Below are 20,312 nucleotides of genomic sequence, written 5' to 3' on the forward strand. Positions count from 1 at the left end.
AGTATTTGTAACAATTTAGAACCGCTTGGCAAGGTATAAGTTCATATTTTTATAAGAAAAATATGAATTAATATATCGAAATCAAAATTCACAAGATAAATGGAAAATTCAATATGAATTCAATTTCATTATGAATATAAAATGATACACAAAACAAAAGTGAAGCAATTACTCTAAATTATTGGGATTAATTTTAATGGTAACGTAAAGTTAAGAATATAAGCCTATTCGGTCTGCGAAAATCTAGAATAATTAACCTAAAAAGAAAAAACGAAAAATGAATAAAAATTCACCATTCCTAGCAACGCTTTTCCTCGTATATTAGTCCGCCAGTTTCACTGCAGTACCAAATGCCAAAATTTCCGAAGAACCATCTACGATTGAGCTCGTGGTAAATCGAATCCCTACAATCGCATCTGCACCTTTGGATTCAGCATCTGCTACCATGCGCTGTATAGCAATATCACGCGCGTCGGTCATCATTTCCGTGTAACCACGAATTTCGCCGCCAACAATGCTCTTGATACCCGCCATGAGGTCACGGCCGATGTGTTTTGATTGAACAACATTACCAGTTACAACCCCTCTTATTTCAGAGATCTGCTTGCCCGGAATACTTTCTGTCGTTGTGTAGATCATTTTTAGTCCCTTATAAACGTAAAATATATACCCAAGCCATTTTATTACCAACAGAGCAGCGATCACTAATCAAATCGGGAAGACTGATAGACAAGATTCTGAATGGCAAAACTGAAAAATATTTGGGTATATATTTTAGCAATAAAAAAGGAGAGCTAATGCTCTCCTTCTCTTAATCCTAAACTGCTAATTAAAGAGCAGCTTTCGCTTTTTCAACTAGAACTGCAAATGCAGCTTTGTCGAATACTGCGATGTCCGCAAGGATCTTACGGTCGATCTCGATAGATGCTTTCTTAAGACCGTTGATGAAACGGCTGTAAGATAGACCATTTTGACGAGATGCCGCATTGATACGTGCAATCCATAGTTGACGGAATTGACGTTTCTTAGCGCGACGGTCACGGTAAGCGTATTGACCAGCTTTAGTAACTGCTTGGAAAGCTACGCGGTAAACGCGTGAACGCGCACCGTAGTAACCTTTAGCTTGTTTTAGAACTTTCTTATGACGTGCACGAGCTTGTACACCACGTTTTACGCGAGGCATTATGCTTCTCCTAAACTAAACGATTGATAACTAAAAAGAATTAAGCGTATGGCAACATACGGATTACTGCAGCCACTTCACATTTTGGAAGGATTGCATTCGGACGTAGTTGACGCTTGTTCTTAGTAGTACGCTTAGTCAGGATGTGACGTTTTGTAGCGTGCTTGTACTTAATACCACCAGCAGTTTTCTTAAAACGCTTAGCAGCACCTTTGTTGGTTTTCATCTTAGGCATGATGAATAACTCCGCATTGAGTAGGTTTAATAAACAACGTAATTAGGGCGAACAAAACCCAGCCGTTATGCCTTTATCGAAAGGAAAGCGGCTAGGTTTTAATTACTTGATGAGCCGTTAATTACTTCTTTTTAGGGGCTAGCACCATGATCATCTGGCGACCTTCAATCTTCTTAGGGAAAGATTCAACTACAGCAAGTTCTGCAGTATCTTCCTTAAGACGATTTAGAACGTCAACACCGATGTCTTGGTGTGCCATTTCTCGGCCACGGAAGCGAATTGTTACCTTCACTTTGTTGCCTTCTTCAAGGAAACGCGTCAGGTTGCGTAGTTTTACCTGATAGTCTCCAATATCAGTTCCAGGACGGAATTTTACTTCCTTGATCTGGACCTGCTTTTGCTTCTTCTTCTGCTCTTTAGCAGTTTTGCTCTTCTCGAAGAGGAACTTACCATAGTCCATCACACGACAAACAGGTGGCTCGGCGTTAGGACTGATCTCAACGAGATCCATACCAGCTTCTTCAGCAGCTGCAATGGCTTCTTGAATCGATACAACACCAACTGATTCACCGTCAGCGCCTGTTAGTCGAACTTCACGAATACCACGAATTTCACCGTTGATACGGTGCGGGTTTTGTTTTACCGGCTGTTGGCCACGTCTTCCGCCTTTAATAGCTTATTCCTCCAGATTGAGCTTACGGCTAGAGATCTCGTCTTGGATGTATGCAATAAAATCATCCACTTTAAATTTACCAAGATCTTTACCTTTACGAGTACGTACTGCAATTTCGCCAGCTTCCATTTCTTGGTCACCAACAACAAGCATATACGGTACACGCTTCAAAGTATGTTCGCGGATTTTAAAGCCAATCTTCTCATTTCTCAAGTCCGCTTTAGCTCTAATTCCACTTTTTTGTAGTTTTTGTACTATTTCTTGAACATAACCTGACTGTTTATCAGTAATGTTCATAAGAACTGCTTGTTCTGGCGCCAACCAAGTTGGGAAGAAACCAGCATATTCTTCGATAAGGATACCAATGAAGCGCTCTAGTGAACCTAGAATCGCACGGTGAATCATTACCGGTACAAGACGTTCGTTATTTTCACCTACATAAGTAGCGCCTAGGCGACCTGGTAGGTTGAAGTCTAGCTGGACAGTACCACACTGCCAAGCGCGGTCTAGACAATCGTATAGTGTGAATTCAATCTTAGGACCGTAGAACGCACCCTCACCTTCTTGAATTTCGTATGGGATATCCATCGATTCAAGAGACTGCTTCAATGCTTCTTCAGATTGATCCCAGATTTCATCTGAACCTACACGTTTCTCTGGACGAGTAGACAGTTTCACTACGATGTTGTCGAAACCAAATGTTTGGTACGTATCGTACACCATCTTGATGCAGTTTGTTACTTCTTCTTGGATTTGGCTCTCAGTACAGAAAATGTGAGCATCATCCTGAGTAAAGCCACGTACACGCATAATGCCGTGCAGTGCACCAGATGGTTCGTTACGGTGACATGAGCCGAACTCTGCCATACGTAGCGGTAGGTCGCGGTACGATTTTAGACCTTGGTTGAAGATCTGTACGTGACCTGGACAGTTCATTGGCTTAATTGCGTATTCACGGTTCTCAGAAGAAGTTGTGAACATTGCATCAGCGTATTTATCCCAGTGACCTGAGCGTTCCCAAAGAACACGGTCCATCATTAGCGGACCTTTTACTTCTTGGTAACCGTACTCATCTAGCTTAGCGCGGATGAATACTTCCAGATCACGGAAAATAGACCAACCATTGTGATGCCAGAACACCATACCCGGTGCTTCTTGCTGCATGTGGAATAGGTCTAGTTGCTTACCAATCTTACGGTGGTCACGCTTCGCTGCTTCTTCTAGGCGAGTTAGATGCGCTTTCAGTGCTTTCTTATCGTGGAAAGCCGTACCGTAGATACGTTGAAGCATTTTATTGTCGCTGTTACCACGCCAGTAAGCACCTGCCACATTCAATAGAGTGAAGTGTTGACAGAAGCTCATGTTAGGAACGTGAGGACCACGACACATGTCGATGTATTCTTCATGGTGGTAAAGACCTGGACGATCATCACGAGATACGTTTTCGTCTAGGATTTCCACTTTGTATGGTTCGCCACGTGATTCAAACGTATCACGCGCTTCCTGCCAGCTTACTTTTTTCTTAACAACTTCGTACTTGGTTTTCGCTAGCTCTTTCATACGCTTTTCAATCTTTTCAAGATCTTCTTGCGTTAGAGACTCATCTAGATCGATATCGTAGTAGAAGCCGTTGTCGATGGTTGGACCAATCGCCATTTTAGCTTGTGGGTAAAGCTGCTTAAGAGCGTGACCAAGAAGGTGAGCACAAGAGTGACGAACGATTTCTAAACCGTCTACTTCATCTTTTACTGTGATGATTTCAAGGCTTGCGTCTTCTTCAATTAGGTCACACGCATCAACGCGGTTACCGTTTACACGACCAGCGATCGTTGCTTTTGCAAGACCAGGACCGATCGATTGCGCAACTTCCATAGTAGAAACTGGGTTGTCAAATTGACGCTGACTGCCGTCAGGAAGAGTAATAATAGGCATGCTATGTCCTTTACAGTGGTGTTGCACACCAAGCAACACATGTTATTCAAATTAGAAGCTATTTGTTGAAAATAGTTGAGAGTCAATAAAGGCCTCTCGGTAACACGAATACCGGACCGTTATCGAAAATGGGATTGTACCTAGCTCACATTTAGATTGCAAAGCGCGATTTTGTTTTATCATAAGAACTTAACCTCAGGCCTCGCCGCGACAATCTGATGATTCTTCTTAAGGGCTCACATCACTTGTAAACGGAGTTACCCCCTCCCAATAGAACTTGAATACACAACTGGTATAATAGTTCCTGATACATATTAACCAACACAGGACCCTGCACACCTAGTTCCACCTCAAAGTGCAATTTAGGTATATAGTTGTTTTATTGAGTAGTTTGCATGTAGGTGTTCATCATGATCTATTTCAAATCGCGCTTTATGGGGCTTCTAAGCATTTCGATATGCTGTGTACCAGCCATGGCATCAGATGACCTGTATGGGCCGCTACGTTCTTACGCACAATCTCCGATGCAAGTGGTTAGCCATACCAATATACTGCGCTCAGGACATAGCCTTCCCTCTGACTTTGTCGAAACCTATGGCTCAGGAACCGTGGCTAGTGTTTGGGCTCATACTGATGAATACGCACTGGATTATTACCACAACCAAATCGAAATTGGCAGCAAGTGGCAAATCAATAGCAGTTGGCAATGGGAACTCAATTATCGGTGGGTTTTTGCCGCTGATAACCATTTAGATGGACTGACGAAAAGCTTCCATAACCTTTTCGGTATCGGACAGAATGGCCGAGACAAAGTAGACAGAGATCGTTTTCACATTTCAATGCCGCAATATGATGTGCTAGAAGACGACTTCGAAGGACAAACGCTTGCCAACAACTTATCTACTTATTTGCAATATCAAGTGTTTCAGAATGAACATCACGGCCTATCTATTGGTGGCAGCTTATATTTTAATGATGTTGCTCACGGGACTTTTCAAGGCAGTAATTTCGAGCAAGGCTTCCAAATAAATTACAGTTATTTGAGTGACGCCCATGCATTTTACTCGATGGTTGGCATGACTTTTCGCTCAGATGATCGCGCCTTGCTGGATCTACCCTATCGGCATAATACGATTGCCGTTGCAGCTGGGTACCGTTATGCATTGGAAGATAACCACCACCTGATGTTTGAATACCATTGGTATCAAGGCTCAACAGAAGGACCCGCAGAGTTTGCTGATGCCTCTAATGAACTGGTATTAGGCTATCGATATCTCATGGAAAACTCCGCGCTTGAGTTTTTAGCCGTTGAGAACGCACGAAACATGGATAACAGTACCGATATCGCTTTCACAATAGGATATCGGTACATATTCTCATCAAGTTGATGAGAACTATAGATTTAGCGTTGGTGCAACCGCGGCAGCGACTTGAGCATCAGTTGCATTGATCGGTAACGTAAACGAGCGATATTGGTCACCAGCCAAGCTGAGCGAACGGTCAATCTCTGCCAAACAATGCATGACCTGCCCTTCCAGAATAAAAGAAAGCTCAATTTCTTTTGATGAGATAAAGCCGTTATTTCGGAACTCTAGCTCTTGATAAATTCCAGAGCGAGAAGCAAACGAGCCACCGCGCAAAAAGCCTTTTTCAACATCGGCTTTAACCATAGTGAAACCAGCTTGCTCGATCGCTTGAATAACCCGAGATGCTACTGGTAGTGGTTTCACTTCAATATAGTCACGGTCACGCGGGTCAATCGCAAAATCAATATCTAACGTCGTTTCAACCCAAACATGGCATTGATTCTTAAGTGCGCTAACCGCAGTAATTGGCGTTTCATCATGCAGTTTTAGCTCAAACGGAACCTGCTTCTCTTCATTAGGTTGAATCACAAAGGGGTCTACCGCCTTCAGCTGATCAATAGTGAACGTTTGGTAACTTACGCTATCATCCACTTCGACTTTCATCTCTGTGTTCAATTTAATCGTAATAGCATCAATTTGTTGTTCGACGTCTCCGCCTTTGATATGAACATGCCCTTTCAGCGTCGCTCCTTGAAACACGCTCATTTCGTCTAAAATCGTATCTACTTTTGCAGAACCAATCCCCAGTGATGCTTTCAATTTTTTAAACATGTTTTTCCTTTTTAGCGACTTTTCTTCTAATAATCGTTTGTTTACACAATTGTTTTATACTCTGCAAGCAATAGACCACAAGAAAATGTTCGAATTCCATCATCAATCCAAATAATGCTCAGCAGCAAGAATCATTCAGCCCCACAATAGGATTGTTCTGTCACTAAGTGGTGCATTCGTCGAGAAATGTTTGCAATTTGTACCTAAATTAAGCAGTATTTGTATAGTCAAATAAAAGGGAATCATTATGTCTGCACCACTCTACATTCAAATCAAACAATTTATCCTCGATAAAATTGATTCTGGAGAGTGGATAGTCGGTCATCGTATCGCCACAGAGATTGAGCTTACCGAGCAATTTGGTGTCAGTAGAATGACAGTGAACAAAGCAATTCGGGACTTAGTTAATGAGGGCCGATTACAACGTCGCCCACGCTTAGGTACGTTTGTGTGTGATCCTGGTGAAAAGTCAGAATCTCCTCTGTTAGACATTCGAAACATTGCCGAAGAAGTCAGCGACCGAGGGCGACAATATAGCAGTAAAGTGCTCAAACAAGTTGCCATAAAAGCAGATGACAGCATTGCGACAAAACTCGGCGTCATGCTTGGCACAACGGTGTTTTACAGTGAAATCATTCACTATGAAGACCAAACGCCTATTCAATTGGAACTCCGCTGGGTGAACAGCCAATATGCCCCGAGTTATTTAAATCAAGACTTCACACAAATCACTCCGAATCAATACCTGTCAGATAATTGCCCACTCAGCGCTATTGAACATACCGTAGAGGCAATTGTGCCTGACGGCCGTATTAAGCAAGACTTAAAAATGCAAGCCAATGAGCCTTGCCTTCTCTTGAATCGCAGAACGTGGAGCCAAGATAAGTTAGTCAGTACCGCCCTACTTTATCACCCTGGTAACAAATATAAGCTGAGCTCAAAAGTGCTCATTTAATGACAAGATTGGTCCTATAGATCTACGTTTTGATCACATTTTAGCAACATCAATCTTGTCAGTGTTCTTATTTTGCTCTATTTATTTGTATATACATTTAATGATACAAATAAACACAGGGACACAAACATGGATTTGCTGATTGAAAACGCACGTCTGGTCACCATGCAACCGGGAGAGCGCGGTTATCTGCCAACGTCTCCTGCTCGTATTGGCATTCAATCTGGAAAAATCGTTGCGATCAGCACCTGTGCAATTGGTGAAGACGAACCGCAAACTGAGTCTCTGCTGTCTGCCCAACATTACGCTCAGAGTATCGACCTTCAAGGCAAGTTAGTTCTGCCAGGTTTGATCGACTGCCACACTCATCTTATTTACGCGGGCAATCGTGCCAACGAATTTGAAATGCGCTTAAACGGCGTGCCATATCAAGAAATTTCCAAACAAGGCGGTGGGATACTTTCAACGGTGCATGCGACGCGTTCAGCAACCGAAGCGCAATTAGTTGAGTTAGCGTTGCCACGTTTAGACGGGCTACTCGCGAGCGGCGTCACTTCTGTCGAAGTGAAATCAGGCTACGGATTGACACTGAATGATGAAGTAAAAATGCTCCGTGCAGCCAAAATGCTTGAACAAGAGCGTAAAGTTAAAATCACCACTACACTTCTCGCCGCTCACGCCATTCCGCCAGAGTTCCAAGGCCGTGCAGATGATTATATTGAGCACATTTGTCAGGACATAATCCCTGTCGTCGCAAAGGAAGAGTTAGCCACGAGTGTCGATGTTTTTTGTGAATCGATTGGCTTCAATCTTGAACAAACAGAAAAAGTGTTTATAGCTGCAAAACGCCACGGCTTAAAGGTTAAAGGGCATACAGAGCAACTTTCGAATCTCGGTGGTACAGCCCTCACTGCTCAATACAACGGTTTGTCAGCGGATCACATCGAGTTTTTAGATGAGCAAGGTGTTAAAGCACTTGCTCGCTCAAACACTGTCGCCACTCTACTGCCTGGCGCTTTTTATTTTCTAAGAGAAACTCAGTTACCACCGATTGAGTTGTTGAGAGAGCATAACGTGCCGATGGCAATTGCTACGGACGTCAACCCAGGTACATCACCGTTTTCTGATCTCACACTCATGCTGAATATGGCGTGCACACTATTTCGCCTTACGCCGCAAGAAGCACTGCGTGGTGTAACGCAACATGCAGCCAAAGCTCTGGGTTATCAAAACTCACGTGGCACCATCAAAGTAGGGTTTGATGCGGACTTCTCTATCTGGGATATCGAAAGTCCTGCAGATTTAAGCTATCAAGTCGGAGCAAAACGTCTAGTAGGTCGTATAGTAAATGGTGAATACATTTCACACGGAGGCCAATAATATGTCTCAATTCGACCTACATTCTCCCCTATTTCATTGGCAAGGCCGTCATGATGCCGAGGACGGCAAACTTGGTCAGCGAATTCATCACGTGGTTCAACGCCAGAAAGCAGATGAGTTAGGGGCAGTTGCGCATGGCGTCTCATTACTGGGTTTTGCTACGGATGCTGGCGTAGCGAGAAACAAAGGACGCATTGGCGCGAAAAAAGCGCCAGACTTAATCCGACGAGCACTCGCTAATTTAGCATGGCACCAAGACGTCCCACTATATGACTTAGGTACCGTGGTGTGCGAAGACGACTTACTGGAAGAGAGCCAATCTCTATGTGCGGCAACCATTTCAAGCGCACTTCCTCATACGCCTGTCATCGTGTTAGGTGGCGGGCATGAGATTGCGTGGGCCTCGTTTTCCGGCTTAGCGGAGTATTTTAAAGCGCACCATCCAGAAAAGAAGCCTAAAATCGGTATCATCAATTTCGATGCGCATTTCGACTTACGCGCATTCGAGAGCAGCATCGCCGACATCAGACCAAGCTCTGGCACCCCCTTCAACCAAATTCATCATTTTTGCCAACGTAACGATTGGGACTTTCATTACGCTTGCATCGGTGTAAGCCGCAGTAGCAACACTAAAGCGCTATTTGAAAAAGCAGATGCGTTAAATGTTTGGTATGTAGAAGACAATCAGCTTTGCTACCTAAACCACAGTTATCACTTAACCCAGCTTCAACATTTTATTGACGACTGTGACTACCTCTATTTAACCATTGATCTGGATGTATTTCCCGCCGCAACCGCTCCAGGGGTCAGCGCCCCTGCGGCTCGAGGAGTAAGTTACGACACAATTGCGCCATTTTTAGATCGAATTCTTCATTACCAAAATAAGCTCATGCTGGCTGATATCGCCGAATACAACCCTAATTATGACGTCGATAGTCAAACTGCACGCTTAGCTGCCCGTTTGTGTTGGGATATCGCCAACGCGATGGCGGAAAAGCAACACAAACCATAACGCATCCTAGATGCCACTTATTATTACGACCAAGCAAGTACTTGGTCATCACGAGAAACTAAAGGAGTCTGAAATGACACAGCGCCAGGGACAAGATCCACGACTTGATACAAGCAGAACAATTCGTGCACCTCACGGAGATAAACTGCGCGCAAAATCTTGGCTAACCGAAGCCCCTCTTCGTATGCTGATGAACAACCTCGATCCTGATGTTGCAGAACATCCACATTCGCTGGTTGTATATGGCGGCATTGGCCGTGCGGCACGAAACTGGGAATGTTACGACAAGATTGTTGAAGTACTTGAAAGACTCGAAGATGACCAAACGCTTTTAGTTCAATCAGGCAAGCCTGTTGGTGTTTTCCCTACCCATAAAAACGCCCCACGCGTGCTTATCGCAAACTCAAACCTCGTTCCTCATTGGGCAAACTGGGAACACTTCAACGAGCTCGATAAACAAGGCTTGATGATGTACGGCCAAATGACCGCTGGCAGCTGGATATACATTGGCTCACAAGGCATCGTCCAAGGCACATACGAAACATTCGTATCTGTTGCGAAAAAGCACTTTGACGGCGAAGCAAAAGGCCGATGGATTCTAACTGGCGGTCTTGGTGGTATGGGTGGTGCTCAGCCTCTAGCTGGTACGATGGCGGGCTTCTCCATGATTGCGGTAGAGTGTGATGAATCGCGTATCGATTACCGCCTACGTACAGGCTATGTCGATAAGAAAGCGACATCTTTAGATGAAGCGCTTGCTATCATCAAAGAATCAGACACACCAGTATCGGTTGGTCTACTAGGTAATGCAGCTGACGTTTTCTCTGAGTTGGTAGAACGTAATATCACGCCTGATGTAGTAACAGACCAAACGTCTGCACACGATCCGCTCAATGGCTACTTACCACAAGGCTGGAGCATGTCTCACGCTGCGGAAATGCGTTTGCAAGATGAAGCAATGGTCGTTAAAGCAGCCAAAAAATCCATGGCAGTGCAAGTTCAAGCCATGTTAGAGCTACAAAATCGCGGCGCCGCAACACTCGACTACGGTAACAACATCCGCCAAATGGCTCTGGAAGAAGGCGTAGAAAACGCATTTGATTTCCCTGGCTTCGTTCCAGCCTACATTCGCCCTCTATTCTGCGAAGGTATTGGTCCTTTCCGCTGGGCCGCTCTCTCTGGCGATCCTGAGGATATCTATAAAACCGACCAAAAAGTAAAAGAGCTAATTCCAGATAATCCGCACTTACATAACTGGCTAGATATGGCGCGCGAGCGCATTCAGTTCCAAGGTTTACCTGCACGTATTTGCTGGGTTGGTCTTAAAGATCGTGAGCGTCTTGGTCAAGCATTCAATGAAATGGTGAAAAATGGCGAACTTAAGGCGCCCGTTGTCATTGGTCGTGACCACTTAGACTCTGGCTCCGTAGCAAGCCCGAACCGAGAAACAGAAGGCATGATGGACGGTTCTGACGCCGTATCAGACTGGCCACTATTAAACGCGCTACTCAACACGGCGGGCGGCGCAACTTGGGTTTCACTGCACCACGGTGGAGGCGTAGGTATGGGCTTTTCGCAACACTCAGGTATGGTTATCTGCTGTGACGGCAGTGAAGATGCCTCAGAACGTATTGCCCGTGTGCTGCATAACGACCCAGCAACAGGCGTGATGCGTCATGCTGATGCGGGATACGATATTGCTAAACAATGTGCAGCAGAGCAAGGGCTAGATTTGCCAATGCTCAACGAAGAACTGAAGAAGCTCAAGTAAGGATGAAAGAGATGTTAAATTTAACGCTAAAGCCAGGTCATATTAGCTTAAACGAACTACGCCAAGTGAGCCGTTCACCAGTCAACCTTACTTTGGATCCTGAAGCCATTCCGGCCATTGAAGAAAGCACGCAAGTCGTGGAGCGTGTCATCGCGGAAGATAGAACGGTATACGGAATTAACACTGGTTTTGGTCTATTGGCTAACACACGAATAGCCCCGGAAGATTTAGAAACTCTGCAACGCAGTATCGTTCTTTCTCATGCGGCAGGTATCGGTGAGTTTATGTCAGATGAAACGGTTCGTCTGATGATGGTATTAAAAATCAATAGTCTGTCTCGTGGTTTTTCTGGTATTCGCCTAAAAGTCATTAATATGCTGACCGACCTAGTTAACGCACAAGTTTACCCTTGCGTACCTAAAAAGGGCTCTGTTGGCGCATCAGGTGACTTAGCTCCTCTGGCCCATATGAGCACAGTATTACTAGGTGAAGGACAAGCTCGTCACAACGGTAATATCATTTCTGGGCAAGAAGCATTAAAAATCGCAGGTCTAGAACCCATAACTCTGGCACCGAAAGAAGGCTTAGCGCTGCTAAATGGTACCCAAGCATCAACAGCGTTCGCATTAGAAGGTCTGTTTATCGCGGAAGATCTTTTCGCTTCGGCTACAGTATGTGGCGCAATGTCTGTCGAAGCCGCTCTCGGCAGCCGACGTCCATTCGATCCGCGCATTCATCGTGTACGTGGTCATCGCAGCCAAATGGACGCTGCACTGGCCTATCGTCATCTATTGGATACATCAAGTGACATTGGTGATTCGCATACTAACTGTGAAAAAGTGCAAGACCCGTATTCGTTGCGCTGTCAGCCTCAAGTAATGGGGGCGTGTTTGCAGCAAATCCGCAACGCCGCCGAAGTATTGCAAGTAGAAGCGAACTCTGTATCAGATAACCCGTTGGTGTTTGCTGAAGATGACGACATCATCTCTGGTGGTAACTTCCACGCTGAGCCTGTTGCAATGGCCGCCGACAACCTAGCACTGGCGATTGCTGAGATCGGCAGCCTGTCTGAACGTCGTATGGCATTGCTTATCGATAGCGCATTATCAAAATTACCACCGTTCTTAGTTGATAATGGCGGTGTAAACTCTGGTTTCATGATTGCCCAAGTCACCTCTGCTGCGCTAGCAAGCGAAAACAAAACGCTCGCTCACCCAGCGTCAGTAGACAGCTTGCCAACATCAGCAAACCAAGAAGATCACGTTTCAATGGCAACCTTCGCGGCTCGCAGATTGAAAGAAATGGGAGAAAACACTCGCGGCATTCTGGCGGTCGAATACCTCTCAGCAGCACAAGGCCTAGACTTTAGAGCACCAAACAAGTCTTCTGAGCGTATCGAGATTGCCAAACAAATGTTGCGTGAAAAAGTATCGTTCTACGATAAAGATCGCTACTTTGCGCCGGACATTGAACAGGCCAATACTCTGCTTAAGCTGGCTATCCACAACACGCTTATGCCAGAGAGTCTGTTACCAAGTGTTCAGTAATCCAGCATTACCAGCACTTAATCTAAAAACCGGATGATAATTTGAAGGCTCCACGTTTCGCGTGGAGCTTTTTTATCTCCTCATTAAACGTGTTCCCAGCGATCTTTATGAACACTTGCATATTGTTATTGCTATACTTTTAAAAATAGCCGACATAATAAAGTCGCTGTTTATTGCTTTCACAAATAAAAGCGTTGCTAAAGTATGCGTTTTTAACGATTTATCCGCCGAAATAGTGTCTTATTGTTAGGATACGGTGAAGTTTTCACTGGATGGACCATTGCTACGCAGATATTCGCATATAATCCCACACAGTTTTGGTTACTACGTAAAAATTATGTTTCTAACACCTTATTTTTCAAACACTAATCACCAGTTTCAGTTCACTCGCGAACAAGCAAGCCACTTTGCAAAACGTGTCGCAGGTGACTACAACCCAATCCACGATGAAGACAACAAACGCTTTTGTGTCCCTGGGGACTTACTTTTCGCAGTGCTTCTTAGTAAAGAAGGCGTCAGCCAAAAAATGCGTTTTAACTTCTCTGGCATGGTAAACGATGGTGTAGCACTTCATATTGAAAATAAGTGTGAAAAAGAAAGCGCCGTTGTTGACGAGGCAGGTAAAGAATACTTACACATGTCCCGTGAAGGTGAGACTAACCACGATCCCGCATTTATTGAGCATGTCGTAACAAATTACGTGCAATTCTCTGGCATGAACTTCCCTCACATCATGGTTCCTCTTATGGAAGAGAAGCAAATGATGATCAACTGCCAACGTCCATTAGTTATTTATGAAAGCATGGAAGTTGAATTTTCACGCTTAGACCTTACACATCCAGAAGTGGATTTCACTGGCGCAACATTCGACGTGGAAGGTAAACGTGGGGTAGTCACCTTAAACTTTGCGTTCAAAGAAGACGGTGAAGTCGTTGGCAAAGGCATCAAGCGCATGGTTGCAAGCGGCTTGAAGCCATATGACCAAGAAGCGGTTGACGATCTTGTACGCCGTTTCAATGAACGTAAGGATGCATTCCTAGCAAAGTTCGTTAAGGCAGCCTAATCGACTGCCCTATCAGAAGCGCTCAAAAAACGTGTTTACTAAAAGAAAGCCCAACGTCGATCGTTGGGCTTTCTTTTTATGTCTCATCCAAATAAAACTAAACGCAATGCTTAGATCCAGCGGCGGACGTGGTTTTTGTAATCCACATACTCTTCACCAAACAATCGCTCTAGAACACGTTCCTCTGGCTTGATTTGAAATCGATTCATATAACTGACAAATACAACGCTACAAAGCACCACACTCAAGTGCTGCCACCACAAACCAATTGCAATGATTAGAAGCAGTAGCGCCATATACATCGGGTTGCGCGAAAAAGAAAATACGCCAGTTCTCACCACGGAAGAGGCCGTGTCAGGCTTTACAGGGTTAACCGTCGTTTTTACTTTATGGAATTCATACACACCAGCAATGCCCATATAACCAGAGAGCAAAGTTAACCCGCCAACCACAACCTCGACAAAGGGCACACTAATATTCAGGCTCGGCACCAGAACTGTCAGTCCATACATGAGTAGTATGACCAACAAAAACACCGCAACAGGTGGGACTTTGAGTTCAAGTTTTCTCAAGATTCATATCCTTTGAAATTGTTGTATGTGACTTCTAAAAAAGCCCAGTAAAACTGGGCTTAATATGATGTGATTATATCAAAGTTAACAGCGCCTGAACGGGATGTTTGGGCTTTGTTCCTTCAAAGCGTTTCACTTGGCTGCGGCAAGAGTAGCCAGTAATCAAACATCTCTCGTTATCTAACTTATCTAAGCTTGGCTTCCAGCTTAAATTGTAAATGTCTTTCGACATCGACAACTTATCGACCTCGTGACCAAACGTACCCGCCATACCACAACAACCAACCGGTACCGTATTTAAAACCGCACCAAAGTGAGCAAAAATAGCGCCCCACTCTTTTTCCGCATTCGGCATTTTGGTTTTTTCAGTACAGTGCGCAAACAGATACCAAGGTTCCTGCGCGTTATGCTCTCCGCTTTCAAACGCTTCTAGTCTTGGGTAAAGCCATTCGTGGGCCGTTAGTACATCGAAATCACCTCGCTTACTGCCAAGTACTTCAGCGTATTCATCTCGATAACACAGCACCAATGCAGGGTCGACACCAACTAATGGAATATCCAGATCCGCTACCATCGCCAAAAACTTCGCTGTATCGGCTGCTGTATCCTTAAACTGACGTAGAAAGCCTTTAATGTGTTGTGCTTTACCATTCGGCTTAAATGGCAGAAGCACCGGATGCATACCCAGCTTTTTCAATAATTTAACGAAGTCTTCTACAACATCGGCGTCGTAGTAGCTAGTGAATGGGTCTTGAACAATTAAAACATGCTTGCTCTTTTCAGACGAAGACAAACCGCTGAGCGCTTGCAGATCATAAGGCGTTGTCAGCGACTCTACTCGTTGTTTCAATGTAGGTACTGATAACAACGGCGCATCGACATACCCAACTGTTGAAGCCGTTAAGCTCTTGACCCACGACTGCTTCAAAACACCGTTTACGACACCTGGCGCTTTCGCCATCATCGGCAGCATAGTCTCTATGTTCGCAACCAGATAATCTTTTGCTGGACGTTGGTAACGAGAGTGATAAATGTTTAAAAAGCGTGAGCGGAAACTCGGAACGTCGACTTTAATCGGACACTGGCTCGCACACGCTTTACACGCTAAACAACCATTCATCGCTTCATACACTTCGTGGGAGAAATCGTATTCGTGACGACGATTGATAGAATGACGTACGCGGTCAATCATGGTTTTGATTGATGTTTTGTTTTCTAGCGTTTGCTTTTCTAAGTCAAGAATATCAATACCTTGCCCAGTAAGCTGACGCAACCACTCGCGAACCAAACCCGCACGACCTTTCGGTGAATGACGACGATCGGCTGTTACTTTCATCGATGGACACATTGGCGAGCTGGTATCGTAGTTAAAACACAAACCGTTACCGTTACACTCCATCGCTTGCTTAAAGCTGTCACGTACTTGAACGTCAATCTGACGATCGAAGTAACCACGTTTGGTATCGGTAACTTTTACTAACTCTGCATCACTATCAAGCGGCGTACAGATTTTGCCCGGGTTCATTTTGTTGTGTGGATCGAATGCCGCCTTCACACGTCTCAGCTCAGTAAACAACTCGTCGCCGAAAAACTCAGGGCCATATTCTGAGCGGAAACCTTTGCCATGTTCACCCCACATCAAACCGCCGTATTTCGCCACCAGCTTGACCACTTCATCAGAAACTTCGTGCATCAATGCTTCTTGGTGCGGGTCACACAAATCCAACGCAGGACGTACGTGAAGCACCCCGGCATCGACGTGACCAAACATGCCGTAATTCAGAGACTTGCTGTCTAACAGCTCTCGAAACTCCACAATGAAGTCCGCCAGGTTTTCTGGTGGCACACAGGTATCTTCAGCGAATGCGACCGGTTTAGCACGACCTTTTGCTGCGCCTAACAAACCCACCGCTTTTTTACGCATGTTGTAAATACGCCCAATGCTCGCTACGTCGTTACAAACTTGGTAACCGATGATGCCCGCTTCTTCTGTTTCCAGCATGGTATCGAGCTTGGCGGTCAGCGCTGCAACCTGCGCAGCAACCTCTTCTTCGTCCTGACCTGCGTATTCCACCATATTGATGCCAAGCATCTCTTTATTTGGAACATCGGTAAGCAAATCACTCACGGTGTGCCAGACGATATCTTGCTTCGCGAGATTAAGCACTTTCGAGTCAACGGTTTCTACAGATAGCGCTTTCGCTTCGACCATAAACGGTGCATTACGCAGCGCAGAGTCAAAGCTGTTGTATTTAACGTTAACCAAAGTACGTGCTTTCGGAATTGGCGTCAGGTTTAGCTTCGCTTCGGTAATAAATGCCAATGAACCTTCCGCACCACACAACACTCGTGTGATCTCGAAACGATCATCGTCTTCATCTAGCGCGTTCTTTAAGTCATAGCCCGTTAGGAAGCGGTTGAGAGGAGGAAATTTATCCACGATCTGCTGGCGTTTTTCACGACATACGGATTCCGTTACTCGTAGCGCCTTGGCAGCAAACTCGCCTTCTTCGGGGTAGCCGTTGGACAGATCTGATTCTAAAACTGAGCCATCAGCAAACACCGCTTGTAGCGACAAAACATGATCGGATGTTTTTCCGTATTTCAGAGAACCTTGACCAGAAGCATCGGTGTTGACCATGCCGCCAATCGTTGCACGGTTACTGGTAGATAAGTCTGGAGAGAAGAAGTAACCGTAAGGGCGAACCGCATCATTTAACTGGTCTTTCACTACACCAGTTTGTACACGAACCCAGCCTTCTTTCTCATTAATCTCAAGCACTTTGTTCATGTGGCGAGACATATCCACCACAATACCTTTGGTTAGCGACTGACCATTGGTCCCTGTGCCGCCACCACGAGGTGAAAAGGTAATTCGTTCGTACTTTTCTTTATTGCTCAGTTTCCCGAGGAGAGAAACATCTTCTGTCGTTTTGGGATGAACGACAGACTGAGGAAGTTGCTGGTAAACACTGTTGTCAGTGGCAACCGCTAGTCGGCTTGAATATTGGCTTTCGATATCACCAGTGAATCCGGCGTGCTCAAGCTCTTTCAGAAAACTAAGAACAAGAGGATCGACATCAGTTTGCGAGTGTAATCTTGGTAACATTTGCTTCCTGCCCCTACGACGCTGAATCCGATCAGCTGCGGGTTATGTAATTATTTGCTCACTTCTCATACAAGTTGGCGTTCAGCGAAACAAAACACCACAAAAGAGTAAGTGAAGTAATATTCTTTGAATTTCGTCACTTTACAACATTTAAAAAGACGAGCAAATCAGAATCTCGATACAATAATTAAACTTATGCTTTATTTTTTCACGCTTGATGCCTTACATTGGGGAACGAATCGCGTTTCTAGATGAGTTTTCAGAATGAAAAAAAATAAAATTGTGACCACTGAAGATATCCTTCTCAAACTTTGCCAGTCTGTTTCTGGCGTCCTAACTTCGGCGACATCTTCTCAAGTAAATTACTCTGCAATGGTGCAAAAAATCCACAAGACTAGCCTCAAGCCAGATTTTGGCTGTTTTGTTCTGTTTGATGGCGGGTTTACCGGGCTAGTCGTAATTAATTTTACGGCAAAAGCCGCATTAGAGATCTACACCAACTACATGCGTAATATGGGTATGCCAGAAGAAGAACTGGCAATATCTCATACTTCTGACGAGGTGGGAGATGTTCTGGGTGAACTAATGAACCAACTGGTTGGAGATTTCACCAATAAAATTCGTAAAGAGCTGCAAACGAACATCACACAAAACCAGCCAAAAATGATGGCGCTGAATAAGCAAGTCATCTTACAAGTGGATACCAACCTTGACCGCCCTCAAGCTCGCCGAGTGACGTTCTCCACCGAAAATAACAACATTTTCTACCTAGAGTTGGCAATGGACAAAACTGAGTTCATCCAACTAGAAGAGTTTGAAATCGCAGAAGACGAAAATCCAGACGATATTTTAGAAGCAACACGTAAAAATATGGCTGAGAAAGAATCTAAATCGTCGAGTTCGAACGATGACGCCGATGATTTACTCAACCAGCTCGGGTTGTAATTCCAACTAATCTTAATGAAGAATGGCTTCTTAGACACAAGTACGACTTCATACTGATTATGACGAACTAAAACGCCTAGCCTCGCCTACCGCGGGGCTTCTTTTTATGTCCATAAACCACCTTCACTCCCACCTTGTATTTCGTTTTTATGTCAAAAAAGGTAATATGTCTGACTTCATAAATTTTCTGCTTTCGTTACTGGTTGTCGATGGATAAACAAAAAGCTCTGAAAAAAATCGCCAAGTGCTTAGAACTGGGCAATTCCGCTAATGTTAATGAGGCTGCCAATGCTATCAAAATGGCACATCGCCTCATGCTCAAATATGGTCTGGATAAGGACGATATTGAGTTTATCAGAATGGGGAAAACACAGTCTTCCCACCTACTACCAGCGAATATCAGTTCTACCATATTGCGAGTGATTCGCGGCATTAACACTAAATTCGGTGTTGAAGCGGTGTTGTTGAATCACAAAGGGCTCAAACGTGTCGAGTTTATCGGTGAAGCAGATCGCGCGATTTTTGCTGCATTTGCTTTCGATATTATTTATCGCGAGATGAACGAAAGTACCGGACAATTCCGAAATAGTTTCGCAGGTACGGGCACCTCTTCTCAAGAAGTGACTCGCCGCGTGAACTCATTTGTATCTGGCTGGGTAGAGGGAGCGATAGAGAAACTTCCAGTCATTTCCCCAGACGAAGAGTCGGCCAACAAAATCAATGATTATATTGATAAAGAATTCCAAAACATTGACCGCGAAACCTTCAAGAAGCAACTGAAAGAAGCGATGAAAAACCTAACCGAAGACTACGAAGTGGGCTTGAAAAAAGGTAGAAGAGTCTCCGTTAACCGTGGTGTTGGCGGCGAGCAAGCGCGTAAAATGTTGGGCAATCCATCGAAATAACCAGAACAGCAATTGATTAACGTAGGTCCCAATATTCCAATGTGATTGGGACCTACTTTTTAAAGTTGTGATAGTAACGATAAGAATTTTCTTACAGAAACTCTTATCAATCTTACTTTCTCATAACAAATATCAATGCTTACTTATTCATAATTCGCATCCCATTATGAGGCATGGTTTCGCCTCAGTTTTATACGGAGATTTTCCCTTGAAAAAGATGCCTATTGCACTAGCTCTAGTGCTAGCTCTTACTGGCTGTCAAGCCACTCAACGCCAAAATGCAACAACGGGTGAATACGAAACTAACTCAACCACGCAAGGCGCGCTTATTGGTGCTATCGCTGGTGCAGCAATCGGTCTAGCAACGGGCGATGACGCTAAAGAACGTCGTCAGCATGCACTCATTGGTGCGGCCGCAGGCGGAGCGACTGGCGCTGGCGTTGGTTACTACTTTGACCAACAAGAAGCAGAATTGCGTCGCGCTTTGCTAAACTCTGGTGTACAAGTTCAGCGTGTTGGTGAGAACCAGCTTTTACTGCGTATGGAAAATGGTATCGGCTTCTCTTCAAGCTCTTACCAGCTTGATGCTAGCATTCATAATACGCTACGCGGTGTTGCTCGCATCTTGGTTGAATACCCAGATACCAGCCTTGTTATCGACGGTTACACTGATAGCACGGGCAGTGAGTCATACAACCAAACGTTGTCTGAGCGTCGTGCAGAGTCCGTACGTCAATTCCTAGTATCTCAAAACGTTGCACCTGGTCGCGCAATTGCACGTGGCTACGGCGAACGTAACCCAATTTGCTCAAACCAAACTTCTGAAGGTCGTGCGTGCAACCGTCGTGTTGAAATCCAGATCTTGCCACTGAAGTAATTTGGTTGCACCATA

The 20,312-nt window shown here is 44.7% G+C and carries 18 protein-coding genes; 10 read left to right on the top strand and 8 right to left on the bottom strand.

All coding sequences use genetic code 11. The features are described from left to right. Positions 1 to 321: 321 nt before the first annotated feature. From ACWPOD_RS09940 to thrS, 5 genes are all read right to left on the bottom strand, one after another. On the bottom strand, positions 322 to 639 hold the full coding sequence (locus ACWPOD_RS09940; RefSeq protein WP_005377919.1) for a heavy metal-binding domain-containing protein: 318 nt from the start codon (positions 637 to 639) through the stop codon (positions 322 to 324). A gap of 190 nt (positions 640 to 829) precedes the next feature. Next, the gene (rplT, locus tag ACWPOD_RS09945; protein ID WP_004727974.1) at positions 830 to 1,183 is read right to left on the bottom strand and encodes a 50S ribosomal protein L20; all 354 of its coding nucleotides are present in this window, start codon (positions 1,181 to 1,183) and stop codon (positions 830 to 832) included. A 40-nt stretch (positions 1,184 to 1,223) separates the two neighbouring features. Continuing rightward, the gene (gene rpmI / locus ACWPOD_RS09950) at positions 1,224 to 1,418 is read right to left on the bottom strand and encodes a 50S ribosomal protein L35 (protein WP_005377932.1); all 195 of its coding nucleotides are present in this window, start codon (positions 1,416 to 1,418) and stop codon (positions 1,224 to 1,226) included. Between the two features lie 121 nt (positions 1,419 to 1,539). Beyond that, positions 1,540 to 2,091 carry a translation initiation factor IF-3 gene (infC, locus tag ACWPOD_RS09955; RefSeq protein ID WP_074191168.1) on the bottom strand — a complete coding sequence of 184 codons (552 nt, stop codon included), beginning with the start codon at positions 2,089 to 2,091 and terminating at the stop codon, positions 1,540 to 1,542. Between the two features lie 3 nt (positions 2,092 to 2,094). Next, positions 2,095 to 4,023, bottom strand: coding sequence for a threonine--tRNA ligase (thrS, locus tag ACWPOD_RS09960; RefSeq protein WP_005395892.1), 1,929 nt, complete (start codon positions 4,021 to 4,023; stop codon positions 2,095 to 2,097). A 410-nt stretch (positions 4,024 to 4,433) separates the two neighbouring features. On the opposite strand from thrS, the gene ACWPOD_RS09965 reads away from it, so the two are divergent. Next, positions 4,434 to 5,411: a DUF3187 family protein gene (locus ACWPOD_RS09965; RefSeq protein WP_074191167.1), complete on the top strand. Its 978-nt coding sequence runs from the start codon at positions 4,434 to 4,436 to the stop codon at positions 5,409 to 5,411. A gap of 6 nt (positions 5,412 to 5,417) precedes the next feature. Here ACWPOD_RS09965 and ACWPOD_RS09970 read toward each other — a convergent pair whose 3' ends face one another. Further along, positions 5,418 to 6,161: a sporulation protein gene (locus tag ACWPOD_RS09970; protein ID WP_005385491.1), complete on the bottom strand. Its 744-nt coding sequence runs from the start codon at positions 6,159 to 6,161 to the stop codon at positions 5,418 to 5,420. Positions 6,162 to 6,408: 247 nt separating this feature from the next. Between ACWPOD_RS09970 and hutC the strand changes: the two genes are divergently transcribed. The 6 genes from hutC (at position 6,409) to ACWPOD_RS10000 (ending at position 13,889) form a co-directional block, all read left to right on the top strand. Then, positions 6,409 to 7,116 carry a histidine utilization repressor gene (hutC, locus tag ACWPOD_RS09975; protein ID WP_005395889.1) on the top strand — a complete coding sequence of 236 codons (708 nt, stop codon included), beginning with the start codon at positions 6,409 to 6,411 and terminating at the stop codon, positions 7,114 to 7,116. A 129-nt stretch (positions 7,117 to 7,245) separates the two neighbouring features. Then, entirely contained in the window at positions 7,246 to 8,496 is a 1,251-nt protein-coding gene (gene hutI / locus ACWPOD_RS09980; protein ID WP_237311794.1) for an imidazolonepropionase, read from the top strand. A gap of 1 nt (position 8,497) precedes the next feature. Further along, positions 8,498 to 9,508 carry a formimidoylglutamase gene (hutG, locus tag ACWPOD_RS09985; RefSeq protein WP_456231852.1) on the top strand — a complete coding sequence of 337 codons (1,011 nt, stop codon included), beginning with the start codon at positions 8,498 to 8,500 and terminating at the stop codon, positions 9,506 to 9,508. A gap of 73 nt (positions 9,509 to 9,581) precedes the next feature. Continuing rightward, positions 9,582 to 11,279 (top strand): urocanate hydratase, encoded by a 1,698-nt coding sequence (gene hutU / locus ACWPOD_RS09990; protein WP_025766830.1) that lies wholly within the window; start codon positions 9,582 to 9,584, stop codon positions 11,277 to 11,279. Between the two features lie 11 nt (positions 11,280 to 11,290). Continuing rightward, complete coding sequence (gene hutH / locus ACWPOD_RS09995) at positions 11,291 to 12,826, top strand: histidine ammonia-lyase (RefSeq protein WP_104974223.1); 1,536 nt, start codon at positions 11,291 to 11,293, stop codon at positions 12,824 to 12,826. A gap of 337 nt (positions 12,827 to 13,163) precedes the next feature. Then, on the top strand, positions 13,164 to 13,889 hold the full coding sequence (locus tag ACWPOD_RS10000; protein ID WP_005395883.1) for a DUF3581 domain-containing protein: 726 nt from the start codon (positions 13,164 to 13,166) through the stop codon (positions 13,887 to 13,889). A gap of 110 nt (positions 13,890 to 13,999) precedes the next feature. Here ACWPOD_RS10000 and ACWPOD_RS10005 read toward each other — a convergent pair whose 3' ends face one another. Together ACWPOD_RS10005 and ydiJ are read right to left on the bottom strand one after the other, a co-directional pair. Continuing rightward, on the bottom strand, positions 14,000 to 14,461 hold the full coding sequence (locus tag ACWPOD_RS10005; protein ID WP_053807257.1) for a methyltransferase family protein: 462 nt from the start codon (positions 14,459 to 14,461) through the stop codon (positions 14,000 to 14,002). Positions 14,462 to 14,534: 73 nt separating this feature from the next. Then, entirely contained in the window at positions 14,535 to 17,570 is a 3,036-nt protein-coding gene (gene ydiJ / locus ACWPOD_RS10010) for a D-2-hydroxyglutarate dehydrogenase YdiJ (protein ID WP_456231853.1), read from the bottom strand. Between the two features lie 264 nt (positions 17,571 to 17,834). On the opposite strand from ydiJ, the gene ACWPOD_RS10015 reads away from it, so the two are divergent. From ACWPOD_RS10015 to ACWPOD_RS10025, 3 genes are all read left to right on the top strand, one after another. Next, positions 17,835 to 18,515 (top strand): DUF3334 family protein, encoded by a 681-nt coding sequence (locus ACWPOD_RS10015; RefSeq protein WP_006742601.1) that lies wholly within the window; start codon positions 17,835 to 17,837, stop codon positions 18,513 to 18,515. A gap of 209 nt (positions 18,516 to 18,724) precedes the next feature. Continuing rightward, the gene (locus tag ACWPOD_RS10020) at positions 18,725 to 19,420 is read left to right on the top strand and encodes a DUF2786 domain-containing protein (protein WP_005395879.1); all 696 of its coding nucleotides are present in this window, start codon (positions 18,725 to 18,727) and stop codon (positions 19,418 to 19,420) included. A 217-nt stretch (positions 19,421 to 19,637) separates the two neighbouring features. Continuing rightward, on the top strand, positions 19,638 to 20,297 hold the full coding sequence (locus ACWPOD_RS10025) for an OmpA family protein (RefSeq protein WP_005377956.1): 660 nt from the start codon (positions 19,638 to 19,640) through the stop codon (positions 20,295 to 20,297). The last annotated feature ends 15 nt before the right edge of the window (positions 20,298 to 20,312 follow it).

This window comes from Vibrio sp. JZG120 (assembly GCF_053890955.1).